Source organism: Nocardia sp. NPDC059177, from assembly GCF_042755165.1.
Lineage (GTDB): Bacteria > Actinomycetota > Actinomycetes > Mycobacteriales > Mycobacteriaceae > Nocardia.
Genome location: NZ_JBHZBX010000011.1, coordinates 48437 through 74316 on the forward strand (window position 1 = coordinate 48437; position 25880 = coordinate 74316).

Here is a 25880-nt window from a genome sequence, read left to right on the forward strand (position 1 = left end):
GCGGTCAGAGGTCCATCGGCGCGGCATGTCGGCGCTCCCGATAGCATGGTCGGGTCGCAGGACCGACCCTGCGAAACGCGCCGGAACGAACCGGCACCCGATGCCAAGGAGAGCACCCCCGTGACCACCTCTGCACCCCTCAGCCCTGTCGCCCTCGTCCGGGTGCCGGCCGGGACTACCGCGGGCGCGGCGGTGCGCGAGGCCGGATTGCCGACCAAGGGCCCGAACACGATCGTCGTCGTGCGCGACGCCGAGGGCGCGCTCAAGGACCTGTCCTGGATCCCGGACACCGAGGTCGAGGTCGAGGCCGTCGGCGCCGACACCGAGGACGGCCGCAGCGTGATCCGGCACTCGGCCGCGCACGTGCTCGCCCAGGCGGTGCAGCAGGAGTTCCCCGAGGCCAAGCTGGGCATCGGCCCGCCGATCAAGGACGGCTTCTACTACGACTTCCGCGTCGACCGGCCGTTCACCCCAGAGGATCTGGCCAAGCTGGAATCGCGGATGAAGAAGATCGTCAAAGGCGCGCAACGCTTTTCGCGCCGGGTGATCGAGGTCGAGGACGCCCGCGTCGAGCTGGCGAAAGAGCCGTTCAAGCTGGAACTGATCAGCGACAAGTCCGGCATCGACGACCCGGAGATCATGGAGGTCGGCGGCCACGAGCTGACCATCTACGACAACCTGGACCCGCGCACCGGCGAGAAGATCTGGGGCGACCTGTGCCGCGGCCCGCACATCCCCACCACCAAGTTCATCCCCGCCTTCAAACTCACCCGCTCCTCGGCCGCCTACTGGCGCGGTGACCAGGACCGCGAGGACCTGCAGCGCATCTACGGCACCGCCTGGGAATCGACCGAGGCGATGGAGGAGTATCTGCACCTGCTGGCCGAGGCCGAGCGCCGCGACCACCGCAAACTGGGCCTCGAGCTGGACCTGTTCAGCTTCCCCGACGAGCTCGGTTCCGGCCTGCCGGTGTTCCACCCCAAGGGCGGCATCATCCGCAAGGAGATGGAGGAGTACTCGCGTCAGCGCCACATCGACGCGGGCTACGAGTTCGTCAACACCCCGCACATCACCAAGGGCCACCTGTTCGAGGTCTCCGGCCACCTCGACTGGTACCGCGACGGCATGTTCCCGGCCATGCACCTCGACGCCGAACTCAACGACGACGGCACCGTGCGCAAGCCCGGCCAGGACTACTACGTCAAGCCGATGAACTGCCCGATGCACAACCTGATCTTCCGGTCGCGCGGGCGTTCCTACCGTGAGCTGCCGCTGCGGATGTTCGAGTTCGGCTCGGTCTACCGCTACGAGAAGTCCGGCGTGGTGCACGGCCTGACCCGGGTGCGCGGCATGACCCAGGACGACGCGCACATCTACTGCACCAAGGAGCAGATGCACGCGGAGCTCACCAGCACGCTGACCTTCGTGCTCTCGCTGCTGCGCGACTACGGCCTCGACGACTTCTACCTCGAGCTGTCCACCAAGGACCCGAAGAAGTTCGTCGGCTCCGACGAGCTGTGGGAGGAAGCCACCGAGACCCTGCGCAAGGTGGCCACCGACTCCGGCCTGGATCTGGTGCCCGACCCGGGCGGTGCCGCGTTCTACGGCCCGAAGATCTCCGTGCAGGCCAAGGACGCGCTGGGCCGCACCTGGCAGATGTCGACCATCCAGCTCGACTTCAACCTGCCCGAACGCTTCGACCTGGAATACACCGCCTCCGACGGCACCAAACAGCAGCCGGTGATGATCCACCGCGCGCTGTTCGGCTCCATCGAACGCTTCTTCGGCGTGCTCACCGAGCACTACGCGGGCGCGTTCCCGGCCTGGCTGGCGCCGGTGCAGGTGGTCGGCATCCCGGTCGCGGAGAACTTCGCCGCGCACCTGGACGAGGTGATCGAGCAGCTGCGGGCCGCGGGCGTGCGCGCCCAGGTCGACCGCAGCGACGACCGGATGCAGAAGAAGATCTTCAACCAGACCGCGCAGAAGGTGCCGTTCATGCTGCTGGCCGGCGCGCGCGATGTGGAGGCGGGCGCGGTGAGCTTCCGGTTCCGCGACGGCACCCAGGTCAACGGGGTGCCGGTCGCCGACGCGATCGCCACCGTCACGCACTGGATCGGTAACCGGGTGAACGCCTCGCCCACCGCCGAGGGGTTCGAGGTCATCGGGGCGGCGAAGGTGTCGTCATGAGTGAGAGCATCGCCCCCGAGGCGGCGGGTTCGATCGCCGACGCCGGGGCGGGACAGCCCGACCGGTTGCAGCGTCTGTGGACCCCGTACCGGATGTCCTACATCACCGGTGAGGTCAAGCCCAAGGACGCCACCGGCCATCCGTTCACCGACATTCCCAAGATGTCGGACGAGGACGGGCTGATCATCGCGCGCGGCGAACTCGTCTACGCGGTGCTCAACTTGTACCCGTACAACCCAGGGCACATGATGGTGGTGCCGTACCGCCGGGTTGCCGACCTGGAGGACCTCACGCCTGCCGAGAGCGCGGAACTGATGACCTTCACCCAGCAGGCCATTCGCGTGATGAAACGGGTCTCCCGGCCCGCCGGATTCAACGTGGGCCTCAACCTCGGCGGGGTGGCCGGTGGTTCGCTCGCCGACCACCTGCACCAGCACATCGTGCCGCGCTGGGGCGGGGATGCGAACTTCATCACCGTGGTCGGCGGGGTGAAGGTAATGCCACAGTTGTTGCGCGAAACGCGGCAGCTGCTGGCGGAGGCGTGGGAGGACTGACAACCGTGCTCAGCTTCTTCGGCCGCCAGACGTTTGCGAAAGCGACTGCGCCGCTGGGCAAAGCGCTCGTCGGTACGGGGCTGACCCCGGACGCGATGACACTGATCGGTACCACCGCGACGATCGCCGCCGCGGTGACCCTGTTCCCCTCCGGGCATCTGTTCTGGGGGACGATGGTCATCTGGCTGTTCGTCATGTTCGACATGCTCGACGGCGCCATGGCGCGCGCCCGTGGCGGCGGCACGAAGTACGGCGCGGTGCTCGACGCCACCTGCGACCGGGTGGCCGACGGCGCGATCTTCGCCGGGCTGGCCTGGTGGGCGGTCTATCACGAGCACAGCGAGCAGCTGCTGGTGGCGACGCTGATCGTGCTGGTCACCTCGCAGGTGATCTCCTACGCCAAGGCGCGCGCCGAGGCCAGCGGGCTCTCGGCCGACGGCGGGCTCATCGAACGGCCCGACCGGCTGGTCATCGTGCTGGTCGGCGCCGGGCTCACCGGCATCGGTGGGCACTGGGGGATCGAGTGGCTGACCTGGGCCGTGTACGTGGCGATGTGGGTGCTGGCGGTGCTGAGTGTGGTCACGGTGTTCCAGCGGGTGCTGGCCGTGCGCAATTCGCCCGGCGCGCGCGTGGTCATCCCACCGGCCCCGCAGCAGGACACGAGCGGGGGAGCGGCGTCGTGACGGTGGGCGAACGAGTGAGCGACTGGGGGTACGCCGCGGGCTGGCGGCTGGTGCGATCGGCGCCGGAACCCCTGGTGCGCAAGGTGTTCGATCTGGGCGCCGACCGCGCGGTCAAGGGTGGCGGCCCGATCCAGCTGCGCCGCAATCTCGCGCGTGTGCTCGGGGTGACTCCCGACGAGGTGCCCGACGAGCTGATGCGCGCGAGCATGCGTTCCTATGCCAGGTACTGGCGCGAGGCGTTCCGGCTGCCGAGCATGGACCACACCGCCATCGACTATCACGTCGGCGGGCTGGAACATCTCGACGCGGCCCTCGACGAGGGCCGTGGCGTCATCCTGGTGCTGCCGCATTCGGGCAACTGGGATATGGCCGGGGTGTGGCTGGTGCAGCACTACGCCACCTTCACCACGGTGGCCGAACGGTTGAAGCCGGAATCGCTGTTCGAACGGTTCGTCGCCTACCGGGAGAGCCTCGGCTTCGAGGTCTTCCCGCTGACCGGTGGCGAGCAGCCGCCGTTCGAGCAGTTGGCCGAGCGGTTGCGCCGCAACGGCATCGTGTGCCTGATGGGTGAGCGCGACCTGACCGGCAAGGGCGTGCCCGTCGACTTCTTCGGCGAGCGCACCTGGCTGCCTGCCGGCGCGGCCAAGCTGGCCATCGAGACCGGTGCGTCGCTGCAACCGGTGCACGCGTGGTTCACCACCGAGGCCGACGGCACCGAAGGCTGGGGCCTGAAAACCAGTGCGCCACTCGATGTTTCGGGCGGTGTCGCGGCGGCGACGCAGTTGCTGGCCGACCGGTTCGCGGCGAACATCGCCGAGCATCCGGCCGACTGGCACATGCTGCAACCGCTGTGGGAAGCAGACCTTTCCCCGGAGCGGCTGGCGCGCATCGCCGCGAACGAGAGCGGTGGCCTCCGGTGAAGATCGGCATGGTCTGCCCGTACTCGTTCGATGTTCCCGGCGGTGTGCAGGCCCATGTGGTCGAGCTGGCCAGGGTCTTCCTGGAACGTGGCCACAAGGTGAGCGTGCTCGCGCCCGCCTCCGACGACACCCCGCTGCCCGACTTCGTGGTGTCGGCCGGGCGCGCGGTCGCGATTCCCTACAACGGGTCGGTCGCGCGGCTGTCGTTCGGCCCGATGGCCTACACCCGGATCCGGCGCTGGATCGAGGGCAACGACTTCGACGTGCTGCACATCCACGAACCCAACGCCCCGAGTCTGTCGATGCTGGCGCTCAAGATCGCCGAGGGGCCGATCGTGGCGACCTTCCACACCTCGACCACGAAATCGCTGGTGCTGAGTACTTTTCAAGGCGTGCTGCGGCCGTACCACGAGAAGATCAGCGGGCGCATCGCGGTCTCCGAGCTGGCCCGGCGCTGGCAGGTCGAGGCGCTGGGATCGGACGCGGTGGAGATCCCCAACGGTGTCGACGTGTCCGCCTTCGCGCGCGGTCCGCTGCTCGACGGCTATCCGCGCCCCGGCGCGACGGTGCTGTTCCTCGGCCGCTACGACGAGCCGCGCAAGGGCATGGACGTACTGCTCGGCGCGCTGCCCACACTGATCGAGCGGCATCCGGACGTGGAGATCCTCATCGTCGGGCGCGGCGACGAGGAACGATTGCGCCGCGAGGCCGGCGAGCACGCCGGGCACCTGCGTTTCCTCGGGCAGGTCACCGATGCGGAGAAGGCCGCCGCCATGCGCAGCGCCGATGTCTACGTCGCGCCGAACCTGGGCGGCGAGAGCTTCGGCATCATCCTGATCGAGGCGATGGCCGCGGGCACCCCGGTGGTGGCCAGCGAACTGGACGCGTTCCGGCGCGTACTGCGCGACGGCACCGCGGGACTGCTCACCCCGGTCGGTGACGCGGCCGCGCTGGCCACCGCCATCGACACCGTGCTCACCGACGACGACACCCGCGCCCAGCTGGTGCGCACCGCGGGCCAGGTGGTCGCCGGGTACGACTGGCCGGTGGTGGCCGAGCAGATCCTGCGCGTGTACGAGACCGTCACCGTGGGCGACACCCGAGTGCGGGCCGCCGGATGATCACCTTCTCCGCCACCACCGTCCTGGTCCTCGCGCTGGTGGCACTGCTGGTCCTGGCCCTCGGCGTCTGGGCGTACTCGACGGCCAACCGGCTCGACCGGCTGCACGTGCGCTCGGATCAGTCCTGGCAGGCGCTCGACGCCGCGCTGGCCCGGCGGGCCGTGGTGGCCCGCGCCGTGGCCATGGCGGTGGCCGGACCGGTCAGCACCGATCCGCAACGCACCGATCGCGCCGCGCAACTGGCCGGCCTGGCCGACCGGGCCGAACGCGCCGAGCGCGGCGACCGGGAAACCGTCGAGAACCAGCTCTCGGCGGCCCTGTCGCTGGTCGACATCGAGCAGTTGCGTCCCCAGCTGGTGGCCGAACTGGCCGACGCCGAAGCGAGGGTGCTGATCGCGCGCCGCTTCCACAACGACGCCGTCCGCGACACCCTCGCCCTGCGCACCCGCCGCCCGGTCCGCATCCTGCACCTGGGCGGTACCGCGCCGCTGCCGCACTACTTCGAGATCACCGAGCGCGCCACCCCGGCCGCCGCCACCGGCCTGGAAGTGCACACCACCCGCACTTCGGCCCGGGTGGTGCTGCTCGACGAGCAGGACCGGGTGCTGCTGCTGCGCGGCCACGATCCGATGCTCCCCGACGTCGCCTTCTGGTTCACCGTCGGCGGCGGTGTCGAGCCGGGGGAGAGCCTGCGCGACGCGGCCGTGCGCGAGATCCACGAGGAGACCGGCCAACGCGTCGACCCCGCGAGCCTGCGCGGTCCGCTGTGGCGGCGGGTCGCGGTGTTCCCGTTCAACGGCGAACTCATCCGCTCCGAGGAACTGTTCTTCACGCTGCGCGCCCCACGTTTCGAATGGCGCCCCGCCGCGCTCAATGCCCTGGAACGCCGCACCATCACCGACCACCGCTGGTGCGCCCCGGCCGACATCCGCGCACTCGACGACAGCGGCGAAGCGGTCTACCCCTACCACCTCGACGAACTGCTCGCCGAGGCGATCACCGCCGCCGCCGACGACACCGCCCACGTCGTCCGCTCCATCCGCTGACCACCACCGGTCGAGACTCGGCCCGCGGTGGCTGATCGGGCGGCAGTCCGCGGTACTGACGTGCGGCTCGTGTGCTGAGTGGGCGGCTCGGGGGCTGAGCGGGCCGGCGGTAGGTGGCGCTGGTCTGCCGCGGTACGCCGCCGGCCGGCCATCGACCGTCCGGATTCGACCCCCGGTCGGCGAGGGCGGCGAAATCCGGTGGCGTGCCGGCGCGAGCGGACATAAGGTGAGCGCGTGAATTCTCCGGAGGCATCCAGAAGGTAGCCGTCCGGCCCGCGGGCCGGACGGCGTCGTGTGCGCGCGTACCCACGGTCGGGTGACCGGGGGCGACGCGGCGATCGCGATGCCGGATGATCCTCGATTCCTTCGTCCGGAGAGTGGAACAATCATGCCCATCGGGGTTTTCGTGCTGGCTGTCGCGGTATTCGCGCAGGGCACATCGGAATTCATGATGTCGGGGTTGCTGGCGGGTACCGCCGCCGACTTCGGCGTCTCACTCGGCGCCGTCGCGGCGCTGACCGCGGTGTACGCGGTCGGCATGGTGCTCGGCGCGCCCGCCATGGCCGTCACCGCCGGGCGCTGGCCGCTACGGCGTTCGGCGACAACGTTTCTCACCGTGTTCTGTCTCGCGCACGTGGTCGGTGCGCTCACCGAGGACTTCGCGGTGCTGGTCGCGACCCGGGTCCTCGCCGCGATCGCCAATGCCGGATTCCTGGCGATCGTGCTCGCCGCGCTGCCGCGGTTGGTCGGGCCCGCGCTGATCGGGCGGGCGACCTCGGTCGTCGTGTCGGGCGTGACGGTGGCCTGTATCGCCGGGGTGCCCGCGGGGACGGTACTGGGTCAGCTGTGGGGGTGGCGTTCGGCGTTCTGGGCGGTGGCGCTGGTGAGCGCGGTGGTGCTCGTGCCGGTCGCGGCGCTGCTGCCGCGTACCGCCGACGCCGTGGCGAGCACGTCGCTGCGAGCCGAACGGACGGTGTTCGGCCTGCGCCCGGTGCGGGTGGCGGTGGTCGCCGCGATCCTGGTCAATGCCGCGACCTTCGCCGGGTTCACCTATCTGGGCACCATCACCGCCGCGAGCGCCGGGATCGACAGCGGCTGGGTGCCCGCGGTGCTGGCGCTGTTCGGGCTCGGGTCCTTCGCCGGGGTGACCCTCACCGGGCGGTTCAGCGATCGCTACGGCGCGCTGATCGTGACCGCGGGAACGACCGGACTGGTCGGTGTCTGGGTGCTCGCCGCGGTGGCGGCGCACACGATCGCCGGTCTCGCGGTCATGACGTTCGTCACCGGGGCGGCGGCATTCGGTGTCGGATCGGCGCTGATCGCGACCATCGTGCGGACCGCCGCGCCCAGCGCGCCCCGGCTGGCCGGTGCGCTGGCCACCACCGCGCTGAACATCGGCGCGGTGCTCGGACCGGTCGTGGCCGGGGTGGTCGTCGACCACACGGGTGACCCGGTCGCGGCACTGTGGTGCGGCGCGGTGGCCGCCGCCGCGGCCGCGCTGATCGTGCTCGCCGACCGGTTCCGGCGCAGCCCGGCACCGGCCGCGGAAACGGCGGACGCGTGCTGACCGGCAGGCCGGTCGAGCAGGCCAGCGGAGAGCAGCGGCGGTATCGTCGCTGGTCGTGGCAAGGCCAGTGGGCCGCAACTGGCTATGAACGCCGATTTCCGGCGGTTCTAGAATCGACGGTGTCCATACCGAGCGACCCGATACCCGCACCCGATACAGGAGACACCCGTGACAACGCCTGAGACCACCAACACCGTCGGCACCGCCCGCGTCAAGCGCGGCATGGCCGAGATGCTCAAGGGCGGCGTGATCATGGATGTGGTCACCCCGGAGCAGGCCAAGATCGCCGAGGACGCCGGTGCGGTCGCCGTGATGGCGCTCGAGCGGGTGCCCGCCGACATCCGCGCCCAGGGTGGCGTGTCGCGGATGAGCGACCCGGACATGATCGACGGCATCATCTCCGCCGTCTCCATCCCCGTGATGGCCAAGGCCCGCATCGGCCACTTCGTGGAGGCGCAGATCCTGCAGAGTCTCGGCGTCGACTACATCGACGAGTCCGAGGTGCTCACCCCCGCCGACTACGCCAACCACATCGACAAGTGGAACTTCACCGTCCCGTTCGTCTGTGGCGCCACCAACCTGGGTGAGGCCCTGCGCCGCATCACCGAGGGCGCGGCGATGATCCGCTCCAAGGGTGAGGCGGGCACCGGCGACGTCTCCAACGCCACCACCCACATGCGCACCATCCGCGGCGAGATCCGCCGGCTGACCTCGCTGTCGGAGGATGAGCTGTTCGTGGCCGCCAAGGAACTGCAGGCGCCCTACGAGCTGGTCCGCGAGGTCGCCCAGACCGGCAAGCTGCCGGTCGTCATGTTCACCGCCGGTGGTATCGCCACCCCCGCCGACGCCGCGATGATGATGCAGCTCGGCGCCGAGGGCGTCTTCGTCGGCTCGGGCATCTTCAAGTCCGGCAACCCCGCCGAGCGCGCCGCCGCCATCGTCAAGGCCACCACCTTCCACGACGACCCCGACGTGCTCGCCAAGGTTTCGCGCGGCCTGGGCGAGGCCATGGTCGGCATCAATGTCGAAGAGATCCCGCAGCCGCACCGTCTGGCCGAGCGCGGCTGGTGATCCGGCGCCCGATGTTGTTCGGGCACTGAGAATTCTGTCCCGTGGGCGTCGTGCGATGCGGCGCCCACGAGGCGTTTCGGCGGTATGGCACCGAACGGAATCGGGCCCGCCGAGTCAGGCGCCCACCAGTTCGGCGGTGATCGCGTCGAGGCGTGTGGCCCGCTCGGGGTCGAAGTCCCGGCCCGTCAACGGGATCGCCTTGCGGCGCCGCAAAGCGATCACCGGGTCGAAGGGTGGCTGGTCGAGGATTCCGACCAGGGGCGCGACCGCCTTGCGCACCGATTGCCCGACGACGTATCCGATTGCCTTGGTCAGCAGCCGCTGTGGTGTCGGCAGCGGATCGGCCATCGCGGTGCGGACCATCAGCGGGTTGTAGAGCACATAGCGGGTGCGCGCCGTGGGATGACGCTGCGCGAAGGCGACGCCGAGCAGGTCGTTGCCGCGCGAGGCCTGCATGGCGGCGCGGGTGCCGGTGTAGCCCGTGCGCAGGTGCAGGTCGTCCCAGTGGATCCGGCCCGGCATGCCACCGGGGCCCGCGATATTCAGCACGACCGGGGCCTGCGCGCGTTCCAGCGCGTCGTACAGGCCGTGCCCCAGCACATATCGGCTCAGATAGTGCAGCGCGAGGGTGAACTCGAACCCGTCCTCGGTCTCCTCGCGGCGCGGCCGGACGCGCTGGGCGCCGAACACCAGTCCGTCGACCACCTCGGTCGATGCGCTGATCCGGGTGAGCGCGGTCCGCATCCCGTCGAGGGTGCTCAGATCGGCGCGTACGAACACCGCGCGTTCGGCCGCGCCGAGCTCGGCGGCGTCGCGGGTGAACGCCGCGCCCTTCTCCGCGCCGCTGGCGACGGCGATCACCCGGTCGCCGCGTTCCAGTAGGCGTAGTCCGAGCCCTTTACCCATGCCGTCGGTGCCGCCGGTGATGACATACGTGCGCATCGAATCCTGTTCTCCTCGAATCGCTCTGGATGGTGGTCATCGGCCGATGATTCGAGGCTAGAAACCGGTGGGTCATCAAGTCAACATCTGATGACTTACCATGACTTCATGGCAGAGACCCCGCCCGCACCTCGACGCCGTGACCGCGCCGCCACCCGCGCCGCCCTGCTCGACGCCGCCCGGATCCGTTTCGCCGCACAGGGTTTCGACGGCACTGGGCTGCGCGAGATCGCCGCCCAAGTCGGGGTCGACCCGGCGCTGATCGCCCGCTACTTCGGTTCCAAACGGCAGCTCTACGCCGAGGCCATGCATGTGGAGATCCCGGTGGGGGTGGCTGCCGATCCGCACCGGCCCGTGGTCAGCATCGCCGACGCCCTGCTCCACGACGTGGTCTACCAGGACTGGTCGGCGTTCGGCGGCGAGCATCCCCTGCTGGTCATGCTGCGCTCGGCCGGGCACGAAGCGGTCCGTGACCAGCTGCGCATCCAACTCTGCGACGGCTATCTCGCCGAGATCACCGACCGGCTCGACGGCCCCGACCCTGCGCTGCGCGCGGAACTGATCGGTGCGCTGCTGATCGGTATGGGTGTGCTGCGCTCGGTGATCGGCGCGCCCGCGATGTCGGGGGCGCCGATCGACCGGACCAGGGTGCTCGCGGCGCGGATGGTCGACGCCCTTACCTGAGGTGGCGCGCTAGGGCTGTTCGAGATCGAGCGCGCTGCCGAAGTCCTCCGCGTATCCGAGCACGAGCATGTCGCGGGCGGGGAGCAGCACGGCCAGTTCGTGCCAGGCGATGGCGTCGGGCAGGCCGTAGAGGTGGACGAGATCGGAGACCACGGCGGCGGCCTCCGCGGCGCTCGGCGCGGTAGGCCGGTCGAAGGCCAGCAGCGCGGCGCCGATCGCGAGGTGCCGGTAGCCGTGCCCGGCCATCCGCCGGACGACAGCGTGATTGGTGAAGATGTTCCAGTCGTCGGCGAAGTAGCCGTTCGGGATTCCCGCGAGGGCGAGGTCGTCGCGCTCCACCGGGACGCGCTGCACCAGGACGGTGGCGTCCAGGGCCTTGTCGGGGGAGCTGTTGAGCCGTACGAGATCGTCGAGGTCGGCGTCGGTGGCCGCACGACTGCCCGCCAGCGACGGCCAGTCGACGCGGCGGTCGGGGGCGTCCAGGAGTGCGGCGATGTGGGCGAGGGTGGCGTTCTCGGCGCGATGCACCGCCACCGGGTCGTCGAAGTCGTAGTCCTCGGCCTGCTCCGCGGCTTGTTCGAGCACGAGCGTGGCGTGCATGCTCGTATAAGCGCACTGGTCCGGGTCGTCGTAGGTGCACAGCAGCCGGGCGTCGGGGTAGGTGGCGCGCAGGGCCGTCAGTGCCTCGCGCACGTCGGCGAAACCGGTGACGCCGTCCAGCCGGGCGACGGTGTTGGAATCGAGGCGATCTCGCACGCCGGGCTCACGGGGTTGGCCGGGTTCGAACAGCGTTGTCTGCACCGTGTCATCGTGGCACGCGTCACCGACAGTGTGGGTTGTCACCAGCTGACACCCACCCGAGGCGACCGGGAAGTCGCTGCCGGCTGGACGTACCGTACAGTCGGTCTGTGACCGCGCTCGACTTCTTCTTGCTGGTCGTCGCGGGTGTGTTCACCGGTTTGATCGGATTCGTCACCGGGATGGCCTCGATCGTCTCCTACCCGGCCCTGCTGGCGGTCGGGCTGCCGCCGGTTGCCGCCAATGTCACCAACACCGTCGCCATGGTCGCGGTCGGGGTGGGCGCGACGGCGAACTCCGGCCGGGAACTGACCGGGCGCGGACCGACATTGGTGCGCTGGGCGGTGTTGTCGGCGATCGGTGGTCTGCTCGGCGCGCTGGCGTTGCTCGTCGCGCCCGCGGGCGCGTTCGAAGTCGTCGTCCCGTTCCTGGTGGCCATCGCCTCGCTCGCGCTGCTGGTGCAACCGGTGGTGCGGCGGCACGTGGGTGAGCTGAACGCGCCGTGGATCGTGCCGCTGGGGGTGCTGCTCATCTCGGTCTACGGCGGCTATTTCGGTGCGGGCGCGGGGGTCATCTATCTGACGCTGATGCTGCTGTGCACCTCCGAATCTCTCTGGAGCGCTTCGGTACTCAAGAGTTTCCTGCTCGGCATCGCCAATCTCGTCGCCGCGGTCGGGTTCGCCGCCTTCGGGCCGGTGCACTGGGGTGCGGCGGTGGCGCTGGGCGCGGGGGCGTTCGTCGGCGGCTGGTGCGGGCCGCCGGTGGTGAAGGTGATCCCGCCGAGCGTGCTGCGGGTGGCCATCGGCATCGCCGGGCTCGGCCTCGCGGTGTACCTGGCACGCTGACGGACGTGTCGGTGCCGGCCCCTAGGGTGCTGAAACATGGGTTACGACATCAGTTTTCATCCGATCGACGTCCGGCTGGCCGAGGAGCGGATCACTCCGTTCCTGGCGGGGCGGGGCAGCGACGACGATCTGGACGACCTGGTCGCCGACGCGGTCCGCCAGGCCAAGGTGCGGTTCCGGGCGAACGCGTGGGGGCTCGGCACGAGCAAAGTCGTCGATCGCGCCGATTTCGATACGTCCCTCTACATCTGGGGCCGCCCGTTCTTCGTCACCGCCGAGTCCCCAGCCGCGGTCGCCGAGACCGTCCTGCGCTACACCAGGGCCGATACCGACACCGTCGACGAGCTGGCCCGCACCCAGCTCGCCCAGCTCGACCGGGCCCTGCTCGACCGGGTCGAACCCGATCCGAGCGGCACCCTGCCCGCCGACGAGCACCTGGCCACCGGTTTCCGCTGGAAACTCGACCTGCTGCGCGCGGCCGCCGTCGCGGTGCGCGCGGGCCGCCCGACGGTGCGCAACGGCGACGACGAGCTCGCCGCCGCCGACGTCCTCACCGGCAACGCGCAGTTCTGCACGGTCGAATTCCTCGCCGCGCTGCTGCCCGGCTGGATCGACCGCGGCCGGGTCTGGCCGACCGAACTCGCCGAGAACGCCGCGACCGACGGCTACGCTCCGCTCGGCGGCAACGATCCGCTGCTCGGTGTACTCGCGACCGAATTCCCCACGCTCACTTGGGAATCCAACTGGACCATTCCCACCAACTACGCCGTCGGCGGCTACACGGCACCGACCGAGGTCCGGCCGCTGCGTGACTGGCTCGCGCGGAATGCCGAACCGCTCGCGGCGGTGGGGGACCAGTGGAACGACCGCGCGCCGGTCCGGCGGACGCTGCGCAAGATCGACGAGGCGCTGGCCCTGGCCGAGTCGACCGGCACCGCCTTCGTCGAGGCCGCCGAGATCTATATCCCTATACAGGGCACGATCAACTGAAAAGTTCGGCTGTCGAAGTGCGCCGCGGTCCGTAGCCTGGAAGAGGTGCACCACTCCGATATCGAAATCGCTATTCGCGCAACACAAGTCGCTTCCGGAGTGATCCGGGACGCGTTCCGGGAGCCGGTCACCCGGCACGCCAAGCACGGCGACGACTTCGCCACCCATGCCGACCTGGCCGCCGAACGCGCCATTCTCGACCTGCTCACCACCGCCCGCCCCGGCGACCGTTTCGTGGCCGAGGAATCCGGGATCACCGGCGCCGAGGACACCGACCGCAGCTGGTTCGTCGACCCGCTCTGCGGCACCCGCAATTTCGCGGTCGCGACCTCGTTCGTCGCGGTCAATGTCGCCCTGCGGGTCGGCGGCCGGGTCAGCGCGGCCGCGACGGCGGATCCCTTTGCCGCCGAGGTGTTCTGGGCCGCGGACGAGGGTGCGTTCGTGCGCCGCGACGGCCGCGACGAACCACTCGCCCCGCGCGCGGACAGCCGGCTCGTCGACGTCGACCTGGACCAGCCGTTCCCCTGGTCGACGCCGGCGCGCCTGCTCGACGCGAACGGTTTCGCCGGCCGTTTCCACGCCCGTGTGCTGTCCACCTCACTGGCCCTGGTCTGGGTTGCCGCCGGCCGTCGCGCCGCCTATGTGACCGGCGGTGACCTCCGCGACAGCGTGCACTTCACCAGCGCCATCGCCATCTGCCAGGCCGCCGGCTGCGTCGTCACCGGTGTAGCGGGTCAGCCGTTACACACCGCCCCGCACGGCCTCATCGCCGCCGCCGACGCCGAAACCCATGCCCGTCTGGTCGAGGCGATCGGCGGACTGCGCGGGATCCGCGCCGCGGGCTAGGTGTGCGGCGCGAAATCCGGTTGCCCGCCCTGTGATCATGGACAAGTGAGTACCGAGGTCGACTTCGCCGGCAATTTCGAGATCCATCTGACCGTGCGCGCGGACGGGCCCGACGTCCTGGCGGCCCTGGAAAGCCATGGCGCGCAACGGGAGATGAAGTTCACCCACATCGTCCTCGCGCGCGGTCGCGTGGCCGATCAGCCGATGCTGACCCTGCGTCACACCGGTGATCTGGCCTCGGTCACCGCGACAGCGCGGTCGGCGGCCGAGGAACTCCGTGCCGCCGGATTCCCGCTGATCCGCACGAAGATCGAGGCCGATCGGTGGGCGAAAGGGGTGCCCGCCACCGATCGGGCGGCACGCGCGCTGGGGCCACACCGGTACTTCGAACACCACATCAAGGTGCTGCTGCCCGACGGCGCGGCACCGGCGGCGCTGATCGCCGCCTGCGCCGGGCACCAGGCGCACGTGTCCGCTAATGCCTGGCGCACCAGGCCGGACGGGCGCACCGAACGTTTCGTCACCCAGCGGTTCCGGCTGACAGGTGCGTGCAGCGCGGACAGCCGGCTGTCGCTGCTGGAAGCACGATTGCGTGCGGACGGCTACGAGATCCTGTCCACCGAACGGGAATTCGTCGTCCACGACAGCGACGAATCGGTCGATGACGGCTGGCTGGCCGAGGACCCGAGCGCGCTGCCGCCGACGCCGTGGCGGCACTTTCCCAGTGGTCCGTGGCGGGCCGAGCAGCAGCGGGTGCCTGCCGAACCGCCGTCGGTGGCACTCGCCGACGCGGGCAAGTTCCCGGCGACATTGCTGCCGGTCGGCGCCGACGGGGTCGGGCAGCGGCCGGTCTTCGACCCGGCCTACGCGGACCGGTGGTTCGGGGTGCGGCTGAGCGAGCCGTATTTCGACGACGACACGATCGCCGGGAAGTGGCGGGTGGCCCGCCGCGCCGCGCTCGACCACGTCCTGGCCGGCCTCGCCGCCACCCGGTGGGCCGAGCAGGTGATGGTGCGCGGCAGCGTGCTGCTGCGGGCCTGGTTCGGCGAGGACGCCAGGGAGCCCGGCGATCTGGATTTCGTGGTGCTGGACGCGGACTGGACCTTGGAGGACCCGCGCACCACCGCCGTGTTCGACGAGGTCGCCCGCGCCGCCGAGCGGTGTGGCACGTCGTCGTCGGTGCGCATCGATGCCGCGGGCGCGGTCTCGGACCGGATCTGGACCTATGACCGGGTGCCCGGCCGCCGGCTGGTGCTGCCCTGGTCGAGTACCGAACCCGGTGTGCCCGGTGGCAGTGTGCAACTGGACTTCGTCTTCGGCGAGCAGCTGCCGGAACCGCCGATCCGCGCCGAGGTCGCCCGGATCGGCTCGCCCGGACCGGGCGCGGTGCTGCTCACCGCGAGCCCACAGCTGTCGCTGGCGTGGAAACTGCTGTGGCTGGCGACCGATCGGTACCCGCAGGGCAAGGATCTCTACGACGCGGTACTGCTGGCCGAATGCACCGAGCTGCCGCCCGAGCTGATCCGGGCGGTCACCGCCGAGGCCGAGGACGGCCCGTGGGAAGCCGATTTCGCCGACGGTGTGATCTGGGCGCAGGAGGCCGACTGGCCCGAATTCGCCAAGGACCACCCGCTGCTGGCCGACGAACACGACGCGTTCGTCTGGCGCCTGGCCACCGCGCTCGCGGCGCACCGGCCCGACGGCACGGCCGGCGCCCTGGACCGGCTCACCGCGCGCTGTGGATATCGGCTCGACGAGTTGCGCGAGGTCTACCGCGCGGGCGGGCTGAGCGCGCTGGCACCTGCGCTCGACCGGTATCCGCAGTCCACGGTGTTCCGGCTGGTCACCCTGCACGCGGTGCTCGGACCGCAGCGGTGCACGCTGTGCGAGGCGGCGCGGCTGCTGACCGAGATGCCGGTGCCCGCCGACAGTGAGATGCCGGCCCGGGTCGACCCGGCGGTGATCGCCGCGGCGCTGGAATCGGTTGCCGCGCCCTGACGCTCGGCACGAAGTCCACAGAGCGTCGTTGTATGTGTCTCAGGGTTTCCTCAATTTCACTCGGTAGCGTCACCGCCGTGGCATCGTGGCCGGGCGTCGTGCGGGCGGACGGTGCGATGCCGTCGCCCGTAGGGTGAGAAACGAACGACCCGACATGAAGGACGAGTGGATGAAGTTTCGTAGGACCGGACGTGTGGCGATCGCTGGCCTGGCCGTGGTTGCCGCGCTCGGACTGAGCGCGTGCAGCGACGACAAGGGCGAGACGGTCGCCAAGCCCACCACGAGCACCAAGAGCTCGGCGGCAGGCACGCCCACCGTGAACCTTCCCGCGGTGCCGACCGTCGAGGAGCTCAACGAGAAGCTCACCACCGCCCTCGACCCGTCGATCCCGAACGAGCAGAAGCTCGACTTCGTCCAGGGCGTCGAGGCCGATCCCGAGCTGCCCAACCGCCTGGCCGTGGCCGCACAGGACGCCGGCGTGCAGGTGAAGGTCACCGACGTGACCTCCTTCGGCGACAGCGTCAACGCCAAGGCCGACTTCACCATCAACGGCCAGACCAATGTCGTCGACGTGCCGTTCGTGGCCGAGGACGGCAAATGGAAGGTCCAGAAGGCGTGGGCCTGCACCATGCTGACCAACCTCGGCCAGCAGTCGGCCGCCTGCGCCTGAGTCACGCACCCGGCGAACCCCGATCGGACTCGTGTCCGGTCGGGGTTTTTCGTGGTCCGGCCGGCGAGGCGATAATCTCGAGCACATGGCGACAATCGAAGAGGCGCTCGCGATCGAGCGGCTGGAGCGCGACATCTTCCGCGGTGCGTCCACCGAGTCCCAGTTACCGCGCACCTTCGGTGGACAGGTGGCGGGGCAGGCGCTGGTGTCGGCGGTGCGTACCGTGGACGCGAGCTTCCAGGTGCACTCGCTGCACGGCTACTTCCTGCGGCCGGGCAACCCCGAGGAACCCACCGTGTACCTGGTGGAGCGGATCAGGGACGGTCGTTCGTTCTGTACCCGCCGGGTCACCGGGGTCCAGGACGGGCAGGCGATCTTCATGATGTCGGCCTCGTTCCATCATGGCGACGAAGGACCCGAGCATCAGGATGTGATGCCGAAGCTCGAGGGTCCCGACGACCTGCCCGACGCCAGCGTGACCATGAGCCCGGAGCGGCTGTGGGCGATGCGCGAATGGGAACACTGGGACATCCGCACCGTCCCGCAGGACCAGGTGGTCGCGCGCGACGGCGCGGTCTCGCCACAGCAGGTGTGGTTCCGCTACCGGCACGCGCTGCCCGACGACCCGCTGTTCCACGTGTGCACCCTGGCCTACATGAGCGATATGACGCTGCTCGGTTCCTCGAAGGTGATCCACCCCGACGAACCCACCCAGAACGCCTCGCTCGACCACGCCATGTGGTTCCTGCGCCCGTTCCGCGCCGACGAATGGCTGCTCTACGACCAGTCCTCGCCCTCGGCGGGCTTCGGCCGCGCGCTCACCGGCGGCAAGATCTGGGATCGCGAGGGCAACCTGGTCGCCGCGGTCGTCCAGGAGGGCCTGATCCGGACACCGCGCCACCAGTAGCGCGAATGCACCCGCCGTCGGCACCACCGTGACGGTGACCGTGAGCGGGCGCACATCGGCCCGGCTCGTAAGCTCAGCGGCTGTGAACGCATTCCCGTCCGACCGGCCCACCATCGGTGTCCTCGCCCTGCAGGGTGATGTGCGCGAACACGTTGCCGCGCTGGAGCACTGTGGCGCCGAACCGGTGCTGGTGCGGCGCGAGGCCGAGCTGGCCGCCGTCGACGGGCTGGTACTGCCCGGGGGTGAGTCCACTGCCATCTCCAAGCTGCTGGTGGCCTTCGACCTGCTCGAACCCCTGCGCGCGCGGCTGCGTGACGGGCTGCCCGCGTTCGGGTCCTGCGCGGGCATGATCCTGCTGGCCTCGGAGGTGCTCGACACCAGGGCCGACGCCCAGCATCTGTCCGGCATCGATATGACGGTGCGGCGCAACGCCTTCGGCCGCCAGGTGGATTCCTTCGAGACAGACCTCGACTTCACCGGGCTCGACACGCCGGTGCGTGCGGTGTTCATCCGCGCACCGTGGGTCGAGCGGGTGGGGCCCGGCGTCGAGGTGCTGGCGCGGGTGCCGCACGGACCGGCGCAGGGCACGATCGTGGCCGTGCGGCAGGGCGATGTCGTGGCGACCTCCTTCCATCCCGAGGTCACCGGCGATCTGCGCGTGCACGAACTGTTCGTGGATCTGGTCCGCAAGTCTCGGTGAACGCCCGCGGCCACTCCTCGCGCGCGGCCCGAGTAGGCTGGTTCGAGCTTGTCCGCCCGGGCAGACGCGCAACCGACCTGAAGGAAGTAGGGCATGAGCGGCCACTCCAAATGGGCCACCACCAAGCACAAGAAGGCGGGAATCGATGCCAAGCGCGGCAAACTCTTCGCCAAGCTGATCAAGAACATCGAGGTGGCGGCCCGCACCGGTGGTAGTGACCCTGCGGGTAACCCGACGCTGTACGACGCCATCCAGAAGGCGAAGAAGTCGTCGGTCCCCAACGACAACATCGAGCGTGCCCGCAAGCGCGGCGGCGGCGAGGAAGCCGGCGGCGCCGACTGGCAGACGATCATGTACGAGGGCTACGGCCCCAACGGTGTCGCGGTGCTCATCGAGTGCCTCACCGACAACCGCAACCGCGCCGCCGGCGAGGTCCGCGTGGCGATGACCCGCAACGGCGGCAACATGGCCGACCCGGGTTCGGTGGCGTACCTGTTCGGCCGCAAGGGCGTGGTGACCCTCGACAAGAACGGCCTGTCCGAGGACGACATCCTCGAGCACGTCCTCGACGCGGGCGCCGAAGACGTCAACGACCTGGGCGATTCCTTCGAGATCATCAGCGAGCCCGGCGATCTGATCGCCGTGCGCAGCGCGCTGCAGGCCGCAGGCATCGACTACGACTCCGCCGAGTCCGGCTTCCAGGCCTCGGTGTCGGTCGCGGTCGACGCCGAGGGTGCCCGCAAGGTGCTCAAGCTGGTCGACGCGCTCGAGGACAGCGACGACGTGCAGAACGTCTACACCAATGTCGACATCTCCGACGAGGTCGCCGCCGAACTCGACGACGAGTAGATCCGGCAACAACGCTGAAACCGCCCCGGCCGTGACATCGGCCGGGGCGGTTCACGTTTCGGCTAAGACGCGCGTTTCTCGTAGTACCCCGCCATGGCCGGGTAGTAGTCCGCGAAGTCCGGTCGCTCGGTGTGGGTGCAGGCGGCGACGAACATGTCCGCGTAGTACTCCCAGCCGGGACCGATCTGCGGGATCTCGGTCAGCTGGTACTCCGAAGTGAGGTGGTGGACCAGACGGACCTCGGTGGCCGCCCCGGTGTCGAGCAGCGTCACCTCCAGCTGCCACACCCCGATCTGGTCGGTGGCGGACAGGCCCAGGTGGATCGGCGGCGTGCAGTCGTCGATGTTCATCCCGGTCCACGGCTCGCCCTCCTCGAACCGCATCTGCACGCGGATGGTGTTGCCGGTGCCCGCGTCGCCCTCCCAGGTGCCGTACCAGGCCACGGTCAGGTGCGGATCGGTCAACCGGGCCCAGACCTCCTCGATCGGCAGACCCAGGGAGCGGGTGATCACCAGATCCCGGCCGTCGGATGTCGGCAGGACCTCGCCGGTGGGTACGGGCATGCGCGGTTCTCCTCGGCTCGGTGGAGCGACGATCGGCGACGCAGTCGACGGTACGCCGCGGTATCCGCTGGTGTCGTGCCCGGCGCGGCCAGCACAATGGACCTGTGACACGAATCGAGGCGATCCGCCGGGGCCGAGGTGGAGCAGGTGCGATTCGTGCTGTTCGACGACCGTGCGCTCACGGTCTTCCGCGCGGCGCTGACCTAGCCTGAGCTGCCGGATCCTGCGTGGCGGCGAGGTTCTCGACGAGGAGGGGCTCGTGTCGCTGGTCGGGGGTCGCGGCGGAATGCTCTAGACTTTCGAACAACTGTTCGTGTCTTCGAAGGGGCTGCCGGTGCGGGTGATGGGCGTCGATCCCGGGCTCACCCGGTGCGGGCTCAGCATGGTCGACAGCGGACCGGGGCGCAAAATCGTCGCGCTCGATGTCGGGGTGGTGCGGACGCCGCCGGAGGCGGAGCTGGCGCTGCGGCTGATGGCGGTCGCCGATGCCGCCGAGGAGTGGATGGACACGCACCGTCCCGAAGCCGTCGCCATCGAACGAGTCTTCGCCCAGCACAACGTGCGGACCGCGATGGGGACCGCGCAGGCGGGTGGCGTGATCGCACTGGCCGCGGCGCGGCGCGGGATCAAGGTCGCCTTCCACACGCCCAGCGAGGTGAAGGCCGCCGTCACCGGCAACGGCACCGCGGGCAAGGCGCAGGTCACCGCCATGGTGACCCGGATTCTCGGCTTGCAGGTCGCCCCGAAACCGGCCGACGCCGCCGACGCGCTCGCCCTGGCGATCTGTCATTGTTGGCGGGCGCCGCTGCTGGACCGGATGGCGGCCGCGCAGGCGCAGGCCGACGAGGTGCGGCGCCGCTACGAACAACGGCTGGCCGAACAACGGAAGGTGGTGCGCGGGTGATCGCGTCGGTACGCGGTGAGGTACTCGAGATCGCGCTCGATCACGTGGTGCTCGAGGCCGCCGGGGTCGGCTACCGGCTCAATGTCACGCCGGCGACGCTGGCCGGGCTCACCCGCGGGGAGGACGCCCGGCTGTACACGGCGATGATCGTGCGCGAGGACTCGATGACGCTGTTCGGCTTCGCCGACACCGAGGCCCGCGACCTGTTCGGCCTGCTGCAGACCGTTTCTGGTGTCGGCCCGCGCCTGGCCATGGCGGTCCTGGCCGTCCTGGAACCCGAAGCGCTGCGCAAAGCGCTCGCCGAGAGCAATGTCTCCGCGCTGACCCGGGTGCCCGGCATCGGCAAGCGCGGCGCCGAACGCATGGTCGTCGAACTGCGCGACAAGGTGAACCTGGTGCCCGTCCCGGCCGGTCCGCCCGGTGCGCAGGCCCCGATCACGCCGGTGCGCGACCAGGTCGCCGAGGCGCTCGTCGGCCTGGGCTTCCCGGCCAAACAGGCCGAACAGGCCGTCGACACCGTGCTCGCCGAACAGCCCGCCGCGACCACCTCGGTGGCCCTGCGCGCCGCGCTCGGCCTGCTCGGCAAGAACAGGTAGGCCATGGATTCCGATTTCGACGCCGACGAATCCGCCGTCACCGCGAGCTATCTGCACTCCGACGGCGAGACCGAGACCGGCCTGCGCCCCACCTCGCTCGACGACTTCATCGGCCAGCCGCGCGTGCGCGAACAACTGGCCCTGGTGCTGCGCGGTGCCCGGCTGCGCGGCGCCACCCCCGACCACGTCCTGCTCTCCGGCCCGCCCGGTCTCGGCAAGACCAGCATGGCGATGATCATCGCCACCGAACTCGGCACCGCCCTGCGGATCACCTCCGGGCCCGCCCTGGAACGCGCCGGCGATCTGGCCGCGATGCTGTCGAACCTGGTCGAAGGCGATGTGCTGTTCATCGACGAGATCCACCGGATGGCCCGGCCCGCCGAAGAGATGCTGTACCTGGCGATGGAGGACTTCCGCGTCGACGTGGTCGTCGGCAAAGGGCCCGGCGCCACCTCGATCCCGCTCGACATCGCCCCGTTCACCCTGGTCGGCGCCACTACCCGGGCCGGCGCGCTGACCGGCCCGCTGCGCGACCGCTTCGGCTTCACCGGCCACATGGACTTCTACGAACCCGCCGAACTGCTGCGGATCCTGCAACGTTCGGCGCGCATCCTCGGCGTGCGGATCGACCACGCGGCCGCCGCCGAGGTGGCCGGACGCTCGCGCGGCACCCCCCGCATCGCCAACCGGCTGCTGCGCCGGGTACGTGACTTCGCCGAGGTCAGAGCCGACGGCGTCGTCACCACCGAGATCGCCTGCGCGGCGCTCGAGGTCTACGACGTCGACGCGCTCGGCCTGGACCGGCTCGACCGCGCGGTGCTCGGCGCGCTGGTGCGCGGCTTCGGCGGGGGACCGGTCGGTGTCTCGACCCTGGCCGTCGCCGTCGGCGAGGAAGCGGCCACCGTCGAGGAGGTGTGCGAACCGTTCCTCGTGCGCGCCGGACTCGTCGCGCGCACCCCGCGCGGACGCGTCGCCACCGCCGCCGCCTGGGAACATCTGGGCCTGGTGCCGCCGCCGGATCTGGTCATCGGTGCGATCGAAGTGCGTGGGCGCGAACCGCAACCGAGCGCGGAACTGCTGGACTGACCCGCCCGGACCCGGTGGGCACGGCGCGCCGCGGTCGTCTACTGTCGGCGTGGTGGCAGTCCATGCGGTGGTGCAGCGTCTTCCCGAGCCGTTGCGTTCCCTGCTGTTGAAGCACCGGGAACTCCTGAAATTCGCGGTCGTCGGCGCGATCACCTGGTTCATCGACACCGGCGTGGTCTACGCGGTGAAGCTGACCGTCCTCGGCGACAAGCCGCTGACCGCGCGGCTGCTCGGCGCGCTGATCGCGACCATCGCCTCCTACATCCTCAACCGCGAATGGTCCTTCCGGGCCCGCGGCGGGCGCCAGCGCAGCCACGAGGCCGCGCTGTTCTTCACCGTGAGCGCGCTGGGCATCGTGGTCACCATGATCCCGCAGGCACTGTCGCTGTACGTGCTGAATCTGCGTGTGCCGCATGTGGGTCCGACGGTGCAGATGGTCGCCAACTTCACCAGCGGCCAGATCCTCGGCGTCCTGCTGGCGATGGCGTTCCGCTTCTGGGCGTTCCGCCGCTACGTCTTCCCCGACGACCTGCGCGCCGCTGAACTGCAGAGCATCCAGGGGTAGGGGTTGGTTCAGCTCCGCCGTTCGGCGCGATCGAGCGCGGTGATCACCAGGTCGACGAAGGCGTCGACCTCCTCGCGGGAATAGCCGCGGGTACTCAGCCGCGCGTCGGTGAACCGCACGCTGCGCACATCGGCGGCGGTGAGACTGCCCGGCCCGTTGTGGGCCAGGGTCGCCGCGACCAGGTCGAGGAACGCGTCGACCTCGTCCTCGTGATAGCCGCGCCTGCCCACCGCGGACATGCTGAACCGCATCCGGTGCACGTCGTCGGGGGTGAGCATCTCGGCCAGATCGTCGCCGGTCCGCGCGGCCGGCACGGGCGCGCCGCCCTTCTGGCGGTATTCCAGTTCGGTGCGGACCCGGTCGAGGAAGTCGTCGACCTGATCGGCCTGGTAGCCGCGCCCACCGAAACGGGGTGCGCCGAAATGCACGTGACGGATGTCGTCGGCGGTGAGTGCGCCCTGACCGTCCAGGGTGGCCGAGACCAGTTCCAGGAAGGCGTCGACCTCGTCTGCGTGGTAGCCGCGATGCCCCAGCGTCGGCATGGCGAAGTGGGTGCGGCTCACATCGTCGGGCGTCACAGCGGTCATTGTGTCAGGAGTGTCCTTCTATCCCAGGGGTTTTCGGCACGGCCGGGCGGTACGGACATCGCTGGGGAACAGTCGCCGCCGGGCGTGACTGTACACCGGTACAATAGTGTGTCATCTTGTAACAGACACTTGTTTCGCTGGGAGGTCGGTCATGGCACCTCAACTGGACGCGGTCGTGGTGGGGGCGGGTTTCGGTGGCATCGGCGCCGCCATCGAACTCGACCGGCTCGGTCTGCGCGATTTCGTCATCCTGGAGCGGGAGGACGACCTGGGCGGTACTTGGCATGTGAACCGGTACCCAGGCCTGGCGGTCGACATCGCCTCGGTCACCTACTCCTATTCCTTCGAGCCGAACCCGTTCTGGAGCAGACTCTTCGCCCCGGGCGCCGAGCTGAAGAAATACGCCGAGCACGTGGCCGACAAGTACGACCTGCGCGGGCGGATGCGGTTCGGCACCGTCGTCGACGGCGCGCGCTGGGACGAGGACAACCAGCACTGGGTGGTGAGCATCGCCGGCGGGCAGACCCTGACCGCGCGCTACCTGCTCACCGCCACCGGGTTCCTGTCCCAGCCCTACACCCCGCCGTTCCCCGGCATCGAATCCTTCGCCGGCAAGATCATCCACACCACCGCCTGGGACGACTCCTACGACCTGACCGGGCGCAAGGCCGCGATCATCGGCACCGGCGCCACCGCGGTCCAGCTGGTGCCCGAGGTCGCCGAGCGGGTCGCCGAGCTGACCGTCTTCCAGCGCACGCCGATCTGGGTGGTGCCCAAGATCGACGCGCCGATCCCGGGCGCGGTCCAGCAGCTCTTCGCCAAGGTGCCGCTGACCCAGAAGGCCGCCCGCCTGGTCAACACCGGCATGCTCGAGGCGCTCATGGTGGTCGGCGTGCTGCACTACGCGCAGGCCAAACCGCTCAACAAGGCCGCCGCCGCGCTGGCCAAGGCACACCTGTTCGCGCAGGTCCGTGACCCGCAGACCAGAGCGCGGCTGACCCCGCACTACGACTTCGGCTGCAAACGGCCCACCTTCTCCAACCAGTACTTCAAGACCTTCAACCAGCCGCACGTGCGGCTCGAGACCAACTCGATCGACCACATCGAACCCGACGGCATCGTCACCGCCGACGGGCACAAGACCGAGATCGACACGTTGCTGCTGGCCACCGGCTTCAACCTGTGGGACGTGAACTTCCCGGCCATCGAGATCGTCGGGCGCGACGGGGTGAATCTCGGGAAATTCTGGCGCGACAACCGTTTCCAGGCCTACGAGGGCATCACCGTGCCCAAATTCCCCAACTTCCTCAGCCTCAACAGCCCGTACTCCTACAGCGGGCTGTCCTACTTCACCACCATCGAGGCCCAGATGAAGCACATGGGCAGGCTGTTCACCGAGCTGTTCCGGCGCGGCGAGGACACCTTCGAGGTCACCGAGCGGGCCAACGCCGCATTCCTCGACCGGGTCACCGCGAAGCTGGGCGCCTCGGTGTTCTACGGCGGCGACTGCTCCACCGCGCGCAGCTACTACTTCAACCAGCACGGGGAGGCGGCGCTGCTGCGCCCGACCAGCACCGCCAGCGCGCACCACGAGGCGGTCACCTTCCCGCTCGACGACTACACCTACGGCCGCACCGCCTGAACGGCCGTCCGAGGCCACCGGCCCCGGTCCGCACCCACGCGGACCGGGGCCGTTTTCGCCCGCGTGGCGGTGTCCGGTGTGTCGGCGCGGCGGAGAACTGGCAGACTGTCAGGCGTACTTGCACGTCCACCCACTGACTAGGGACTGACTTCGACGATGGACTTCCTGTTTCCGCTGCTGATCCTGGCCCTGCTCGTGCCGATGTTCTTCGGTATCCGCAAACAGAAGCGGGAGGCCGAGAAGGTCTCGAGCATGCAGGAAGGGCTGAAGGTCGGCGATCAGGTGATCACCACCTCCGGTCTGTACGGCACCGTCGTCGACCTCGACGAAGCCAGCGTCGACCTGGAGATCGCCGAGGATGTCGTCACCACCTGGCTGCGCCAGGCGATCCGTGAGGTGCGTGCCGAGGAGCAGGCCGCCGACGAGACCCCCGACGTGACCGACGCCCCGGTCGAGGAAGCCCCGGAGCAGACCGAGACCCGGCTGACCAAGGACTGACCTGTGCCACCCCCGCCGGGTCGCGCGCCGTCGTCGTGTGCCCGGCCGGGCACCGCTGTGC

27 protein-coding genes are annotated in these 25880 nt (G+C 69.9%); 23 read left to right on the forward strand and 4 right to left on the reverse strand.

The features are described 5' to 3' along the window. Positions 1-120: 120 nt before the first annotated feature. The 8 genes from thrS to pdxS all read left to right on the forward strand — a co-directional run bounded on the left by thrS (position 121) and on the right by pdxS (position 9149). Entirely contained in the window at positions 121-2187 is a 2067-nt protein-coding gene (gene thrS / locus ACFXK0_RS15985; protein WP_379411030.1) for a threonine--tRNA ligase, read from the forward strand. After that, positions 2184-2741, forward strand: a complete 558-nt coding sequence (locus ACFXK0_RS15990) for an HIT family protein (RefSeq protein ID WP_379411031.1) — start codon at positions 2184-2186, stop codon at positions 2739-2741. The genes thrS and ACFXK0_RS15990 overlap by 4 nt, the downstream gene beginning before the upstream one ends. A 5-nt stretch (positions 2742-2746) precedes the next feature. Continuing rightward, positions 2747-3424: a phosphatidylinositol phosphate synthase gene (gene pgsA, locus ACFXK0_RS15995; RefSeq protein WP_379411182.1), complete on the forward strand. Its 678-nt coding sequence runs from the start codon at positions 2747-2749 to the stop codon at positions 3422-3424. Further along, positions 3421-4344, forward strand: a complete 924-nt coding sequence (locus tag ACFXK0_RS16000; RefSeq protein ID WP_379411032.1) for a phosphatidylinositol mannoside acyltransferase — start codon at positions 3421-3423, stop codon at positions 4342-4344. The genes pgsA and ACFXK0_RS16000 overlap by 4 nt, the downstream gene beginning before the upstream one ends. Next, positions 4341-5465: a glycosyltransferase family 4 protein gene (locus tag ACFXK0_RS16005; RefSeq protein ID WP_379411033.1), complete on the forward strand. Its 1125-nt coding sequence runs from the start codon at positions 4341-4343 to the stop codon at positions 5463-5465. Before ACFXK0_RS16000 ends, ACFXK0_RS16005 begins: the two co-directional genes overlap by 4 nt. Beyond that, entirely contained in the window at positions 5465-6511 is a 1047-nt protein-coding gene (locus ACFXK0_RS16010; protein ID WP_379411183.1) for an NUDIX domain-containing protein, read from the forward strand. The genes ACFXK0_RS16005 and ACFXK0_RS16010 overlap by 1 nt, the downstream gene beginning before the upstream one ends. A 388-nt stretch (positions 6512-6899) precedes the next feature. Continuing rightward, positions 6900-8078, forward strand: a complete 1179-nt coding sequence (locus ACFXK0_RS16015) for a Cmx/CmrA family chloramphenicol efflux MFS transporter (RefSeq protein ID WP_379411034.1) — start codon at positions 6900-6902, stop codon at positions 8076-8078. Positions 8079-8246: 168 nt separating this feature from the next. Next, positions 8247-9149 (forward strand): pyridoxal 5'-phosphate synthase lyase subunit PdxS, encoded by a 903-nt coding sequence (gene pdxS / locus ACFXK0_RS16020; RefSeq protein ID WP_379411035.1) that lies wholly within the window; start codon positions 8247-8249, stop codon positions 9147-9149. Between the two features lie 114 nt (positions 9150-9263). Here pdxS and ACFXK0_RS16025 read toward each other — a convergent pair whose 3' ends face one another. Next, entirely contained in the window at positions 9264-10091 is an 828-nt protein-coding gene (locus ACFXK0_RS16025; protein ID WP_379411036.1) for an SDR family NAD(P)-dependent oxidoreductase, read from the reverse strand. Between the two features lie 108 nt (positions 10092-10199). Here ACFXK0_RS16025 and ACFXK0_RS16030 point away from each other — a divergent pair, with 108 nt between their 5' ends. Next, on the forward strand, positions 10200-10775 hold the full coding sequence (locus ACFXK0_RS16030) for a TetR family transcriptional regulator (protein WP_379411037.1): 576 nt from the start codon (positions 10200-10202) through the stop codon (positions 10773-10775). A gap of 9 nt (positions 10776-10784) precedes the next feature. Here ACFXK0_RS16030 and ACFXK0_RS16035 read toward each other — a convergent pair whose 3' ends face one another. Then, a complete protein-coding gene (locus tag ACFXK0_RS16035; RefSeq protein WP_379411038.1) occupies positions 10785-11576 on the reverse strand; it encodes a hypothetical protein in 792 nt (263 codons plus the stop codon). A 107-nt stretch (positions 11577-11683) separates the two neighbouring features. Between ACFXK0_RS16035 and ACFXK0_RS16040 the strand changes: the two genes are divergently transcribed. The 8 genes from ACFXK0_RS16040 to ACFXK0_RS16075 all read left to right on the forward strand — a co-directional run bounded on the left by ACFXK0_RS16040 (position 11684) and on the right by ACFXK0_RS16075 (position 19378). Continuing rightward, the gene (locus ACFXK0_RS16040) at positions 11684-12418 is read left to right on the forward strand and encodes a sulfite exporter TauE/SafE family protein (RefSeq protein WP_379411039.1); all 735 of its coding nucleotides are present in this window, start codon (positions 11684-11686) and stop codon (positions 12416-12418) included. A 36-nt stretch (positions 12419-12454) separates the two neighbouring features. Continuing rightward, a complete protein-coding gene (locus ACFXK0_RS16045) occupies positions 12455-13408 on the forward strand; it encodes a hypothetical protein (protein WP_379411040.1) in 954 nt (317 codons plus the stop codon). Positions 13409-13453: 45 nt separating this feature from the next. Next, positions 13454-14254: an inositol monophosphatase family protein gene (locus tag ACFXK0_RS16050; protein WP_379411041.1), complete on the forward strand. Its 801-nt coding sequence runs from the start codon at positions 13454-13456 to the stop codon at positions 14252-14254. 45 nt (positions 14255-14299) lie between these two features. Further along, on the forward strand, positions 14300-16252 hold the full coding sequence (locus ACFXK0_RS16055) for a nucleotidyl transferase AbiEii/AbiGii toxin family protein (protein WP_379411042.1): 1953 nt from the start codon (positions 14300-14302) through the stop codon (positions 16250-16252). Between the two features lie 169 nt (positions 16253-16421). Then, positions 16422-16922 carry a hypothetical protein gene (locus ACFXK0_RS16060; protein WP_379411043.1) on the forward strand — a complete coding sequence of 167 codons (501 nt, stop codon included), beginning with the start codon at positions 16422-16424 and terminating at the stop codon, positions 16920-16922. Between the two features lie 85 nt (positions 16923-17007). Beyond that, positions 17008-17829 (forward strand): acyl-CoA thioesterase, encoded by an 822-nt coding sequence (locus ACFXK0_RS16065; protein WP_379411044.1) that lies wholly within the window; start codon positions 17008-17010, stop codon positions 17827-17829. A gap of 82 nt (positions 17830-17911) precedes the next feature. Then, on the forward strand, positions 17912-18529 hold the full coding sequence (pdxT, locus tag ACFXK0_RS16070; protein ID WP_379411045.1) for a pyridoxal 5'-phosphate synthase glutaminase subunit PdxT: 618 nt from the start codon (positions 17912-17914) through the stop codon (positions 18527-18529). Positions 18530-18622: 93 nt separating this feature from the next. Continuing rightward, complete coding sequence (locus ACFXK0_RS16075) at positions 18623-19378, forward strand: YebC/PmpR family DNA-binding transcriptional regulator (RefSeq protein WP_379411046.1); 756 nt, start codon at positions 18623-18625, stop codon at positions 19376-19378. A 62-nt stretch (positions 19379-19440) separates the two neighbouring features. On the opposite strand, the gene ACFXK0_RS16080 is transcribed toward ACFXK0_RS16075, so the two are convergent. Next, entirely contained in the window at positions 19441-19941 is a 501-nt protein-coding gene (locus tag ACFXK0_RS16080; RefSeq protein ID WP_379411047.1) for an SRPBCC domain-containing protein, read from the reverse strand. 334 nt (positions 19942-20275) lie between these two features. Between ACFXK0_RS16080 and ruvC the strand changes: the two genes are divergently transcribed. From ruvC to ACFXK0_RS16100, 4 genes are read left to right on the forward strand one after another with little or no spacing between them, the layout of a single operon-like run. Then, positions 20276-20845, forward strand: a complete 570-nt coding sequence (gene ruvC, locus ACFXK0_RS16085) for a crossover junction endodeoxyribonuclease RuvC (RefSeq protein WP_379411184.1) — start codon at positions 20276-20278, stop codon at positions 20843-20845. After that, on the forward strand, positions 20842-21441 hold the full coding sequence (ruvA, locus tag ACFXK0_RS16090) for a Holliday junction branch migration protein RuvA (RefSeq protein ID WP_379411048.1): 600 nt from the start codon (positions 20842-20844) through the stop codon (positions 21439-21441). The genes ruvC and ruvA overlap by 4 nt, the downstream gene beginning before the upstream one ends. Positions 21442-21444: 3 nt before the next feature. Beyond that, positions 21445-22527, forward strand: coding sequence for a Holliday junction branch migration DNA helicase RuvB (gene ruvB / locus ACFXK0_RS16095; RefSeq protein ID WP_379411049.1), 1083 nt, complete (start codon positions 21445-21447; stop codon positions 22525-22527). A gap of 52 nt (positions 22528-22579) precedes the next feature. Continuing rightward, the gene (locus ACFXK0_RS16100) at positions 22580-23092 is read left to right on the forward strand and encodes a GtrA family protein (protein ID WP_379411050.1); all 513 of its coding nucleotides are present in this window, start codon (positions 22580-22582) and stop codon (positions 23090-23092) included. An 8-nt stretch (positions 23093-23100) separates the two neighbouring features. On the opposite strand, the gene ACFXK0_RS16105 is transcribed toward ACFXK0_RS16100, so the two are convergent. Then, positions 23101-23679 carry a DivIVA domain-containing protein gene (locus ACFXK0_RS16105; protein WP_379411051.1) on the reverse strand — a complete coding sequence of 193 codons (579 nt, stop codon included), beginning with the start codon at positions 23677-23679 and terminating at the stop codon, positions 23101-23103. Between the two features lie 151 nt (positions 23680-23830). On the opposite strand from ACFXK0_RS16105, the gene ACFXK0_RS16110 reads away from it, so the two are divergent. Together ACFXK0_RS16110 and yajC are read left to right on the forward strand one after the other, a co-directional pair. Then, positions 23831-25321 carry a flavin-containing monooxygenase gene (locus tag ACFXK0_RS16110; protein WP_379411052.1) on the forward strand — a complete coding sequence of 497 codons (1491 nt, stop codon included), beginning with the start codon at positions 23831-23833 and terminating at the stop codon, positions 25319-25321. Between the two features lie 156 nt (positions 25322-25477). Next, positions 25478-25819 (forward strand): preprotein translocase subunit YajC, encoded by a 342-nt coding sequence (gene yajC, locus ACFXK0_RS16115; RefSeq protein ID WP_379411053.1) that lies wholly within the window; start codon positions 25478-25480, stop codon positions 25817-25819. The last annotated feature ends 61 nt before the right edge of the window (positions 25820-25880 follow it).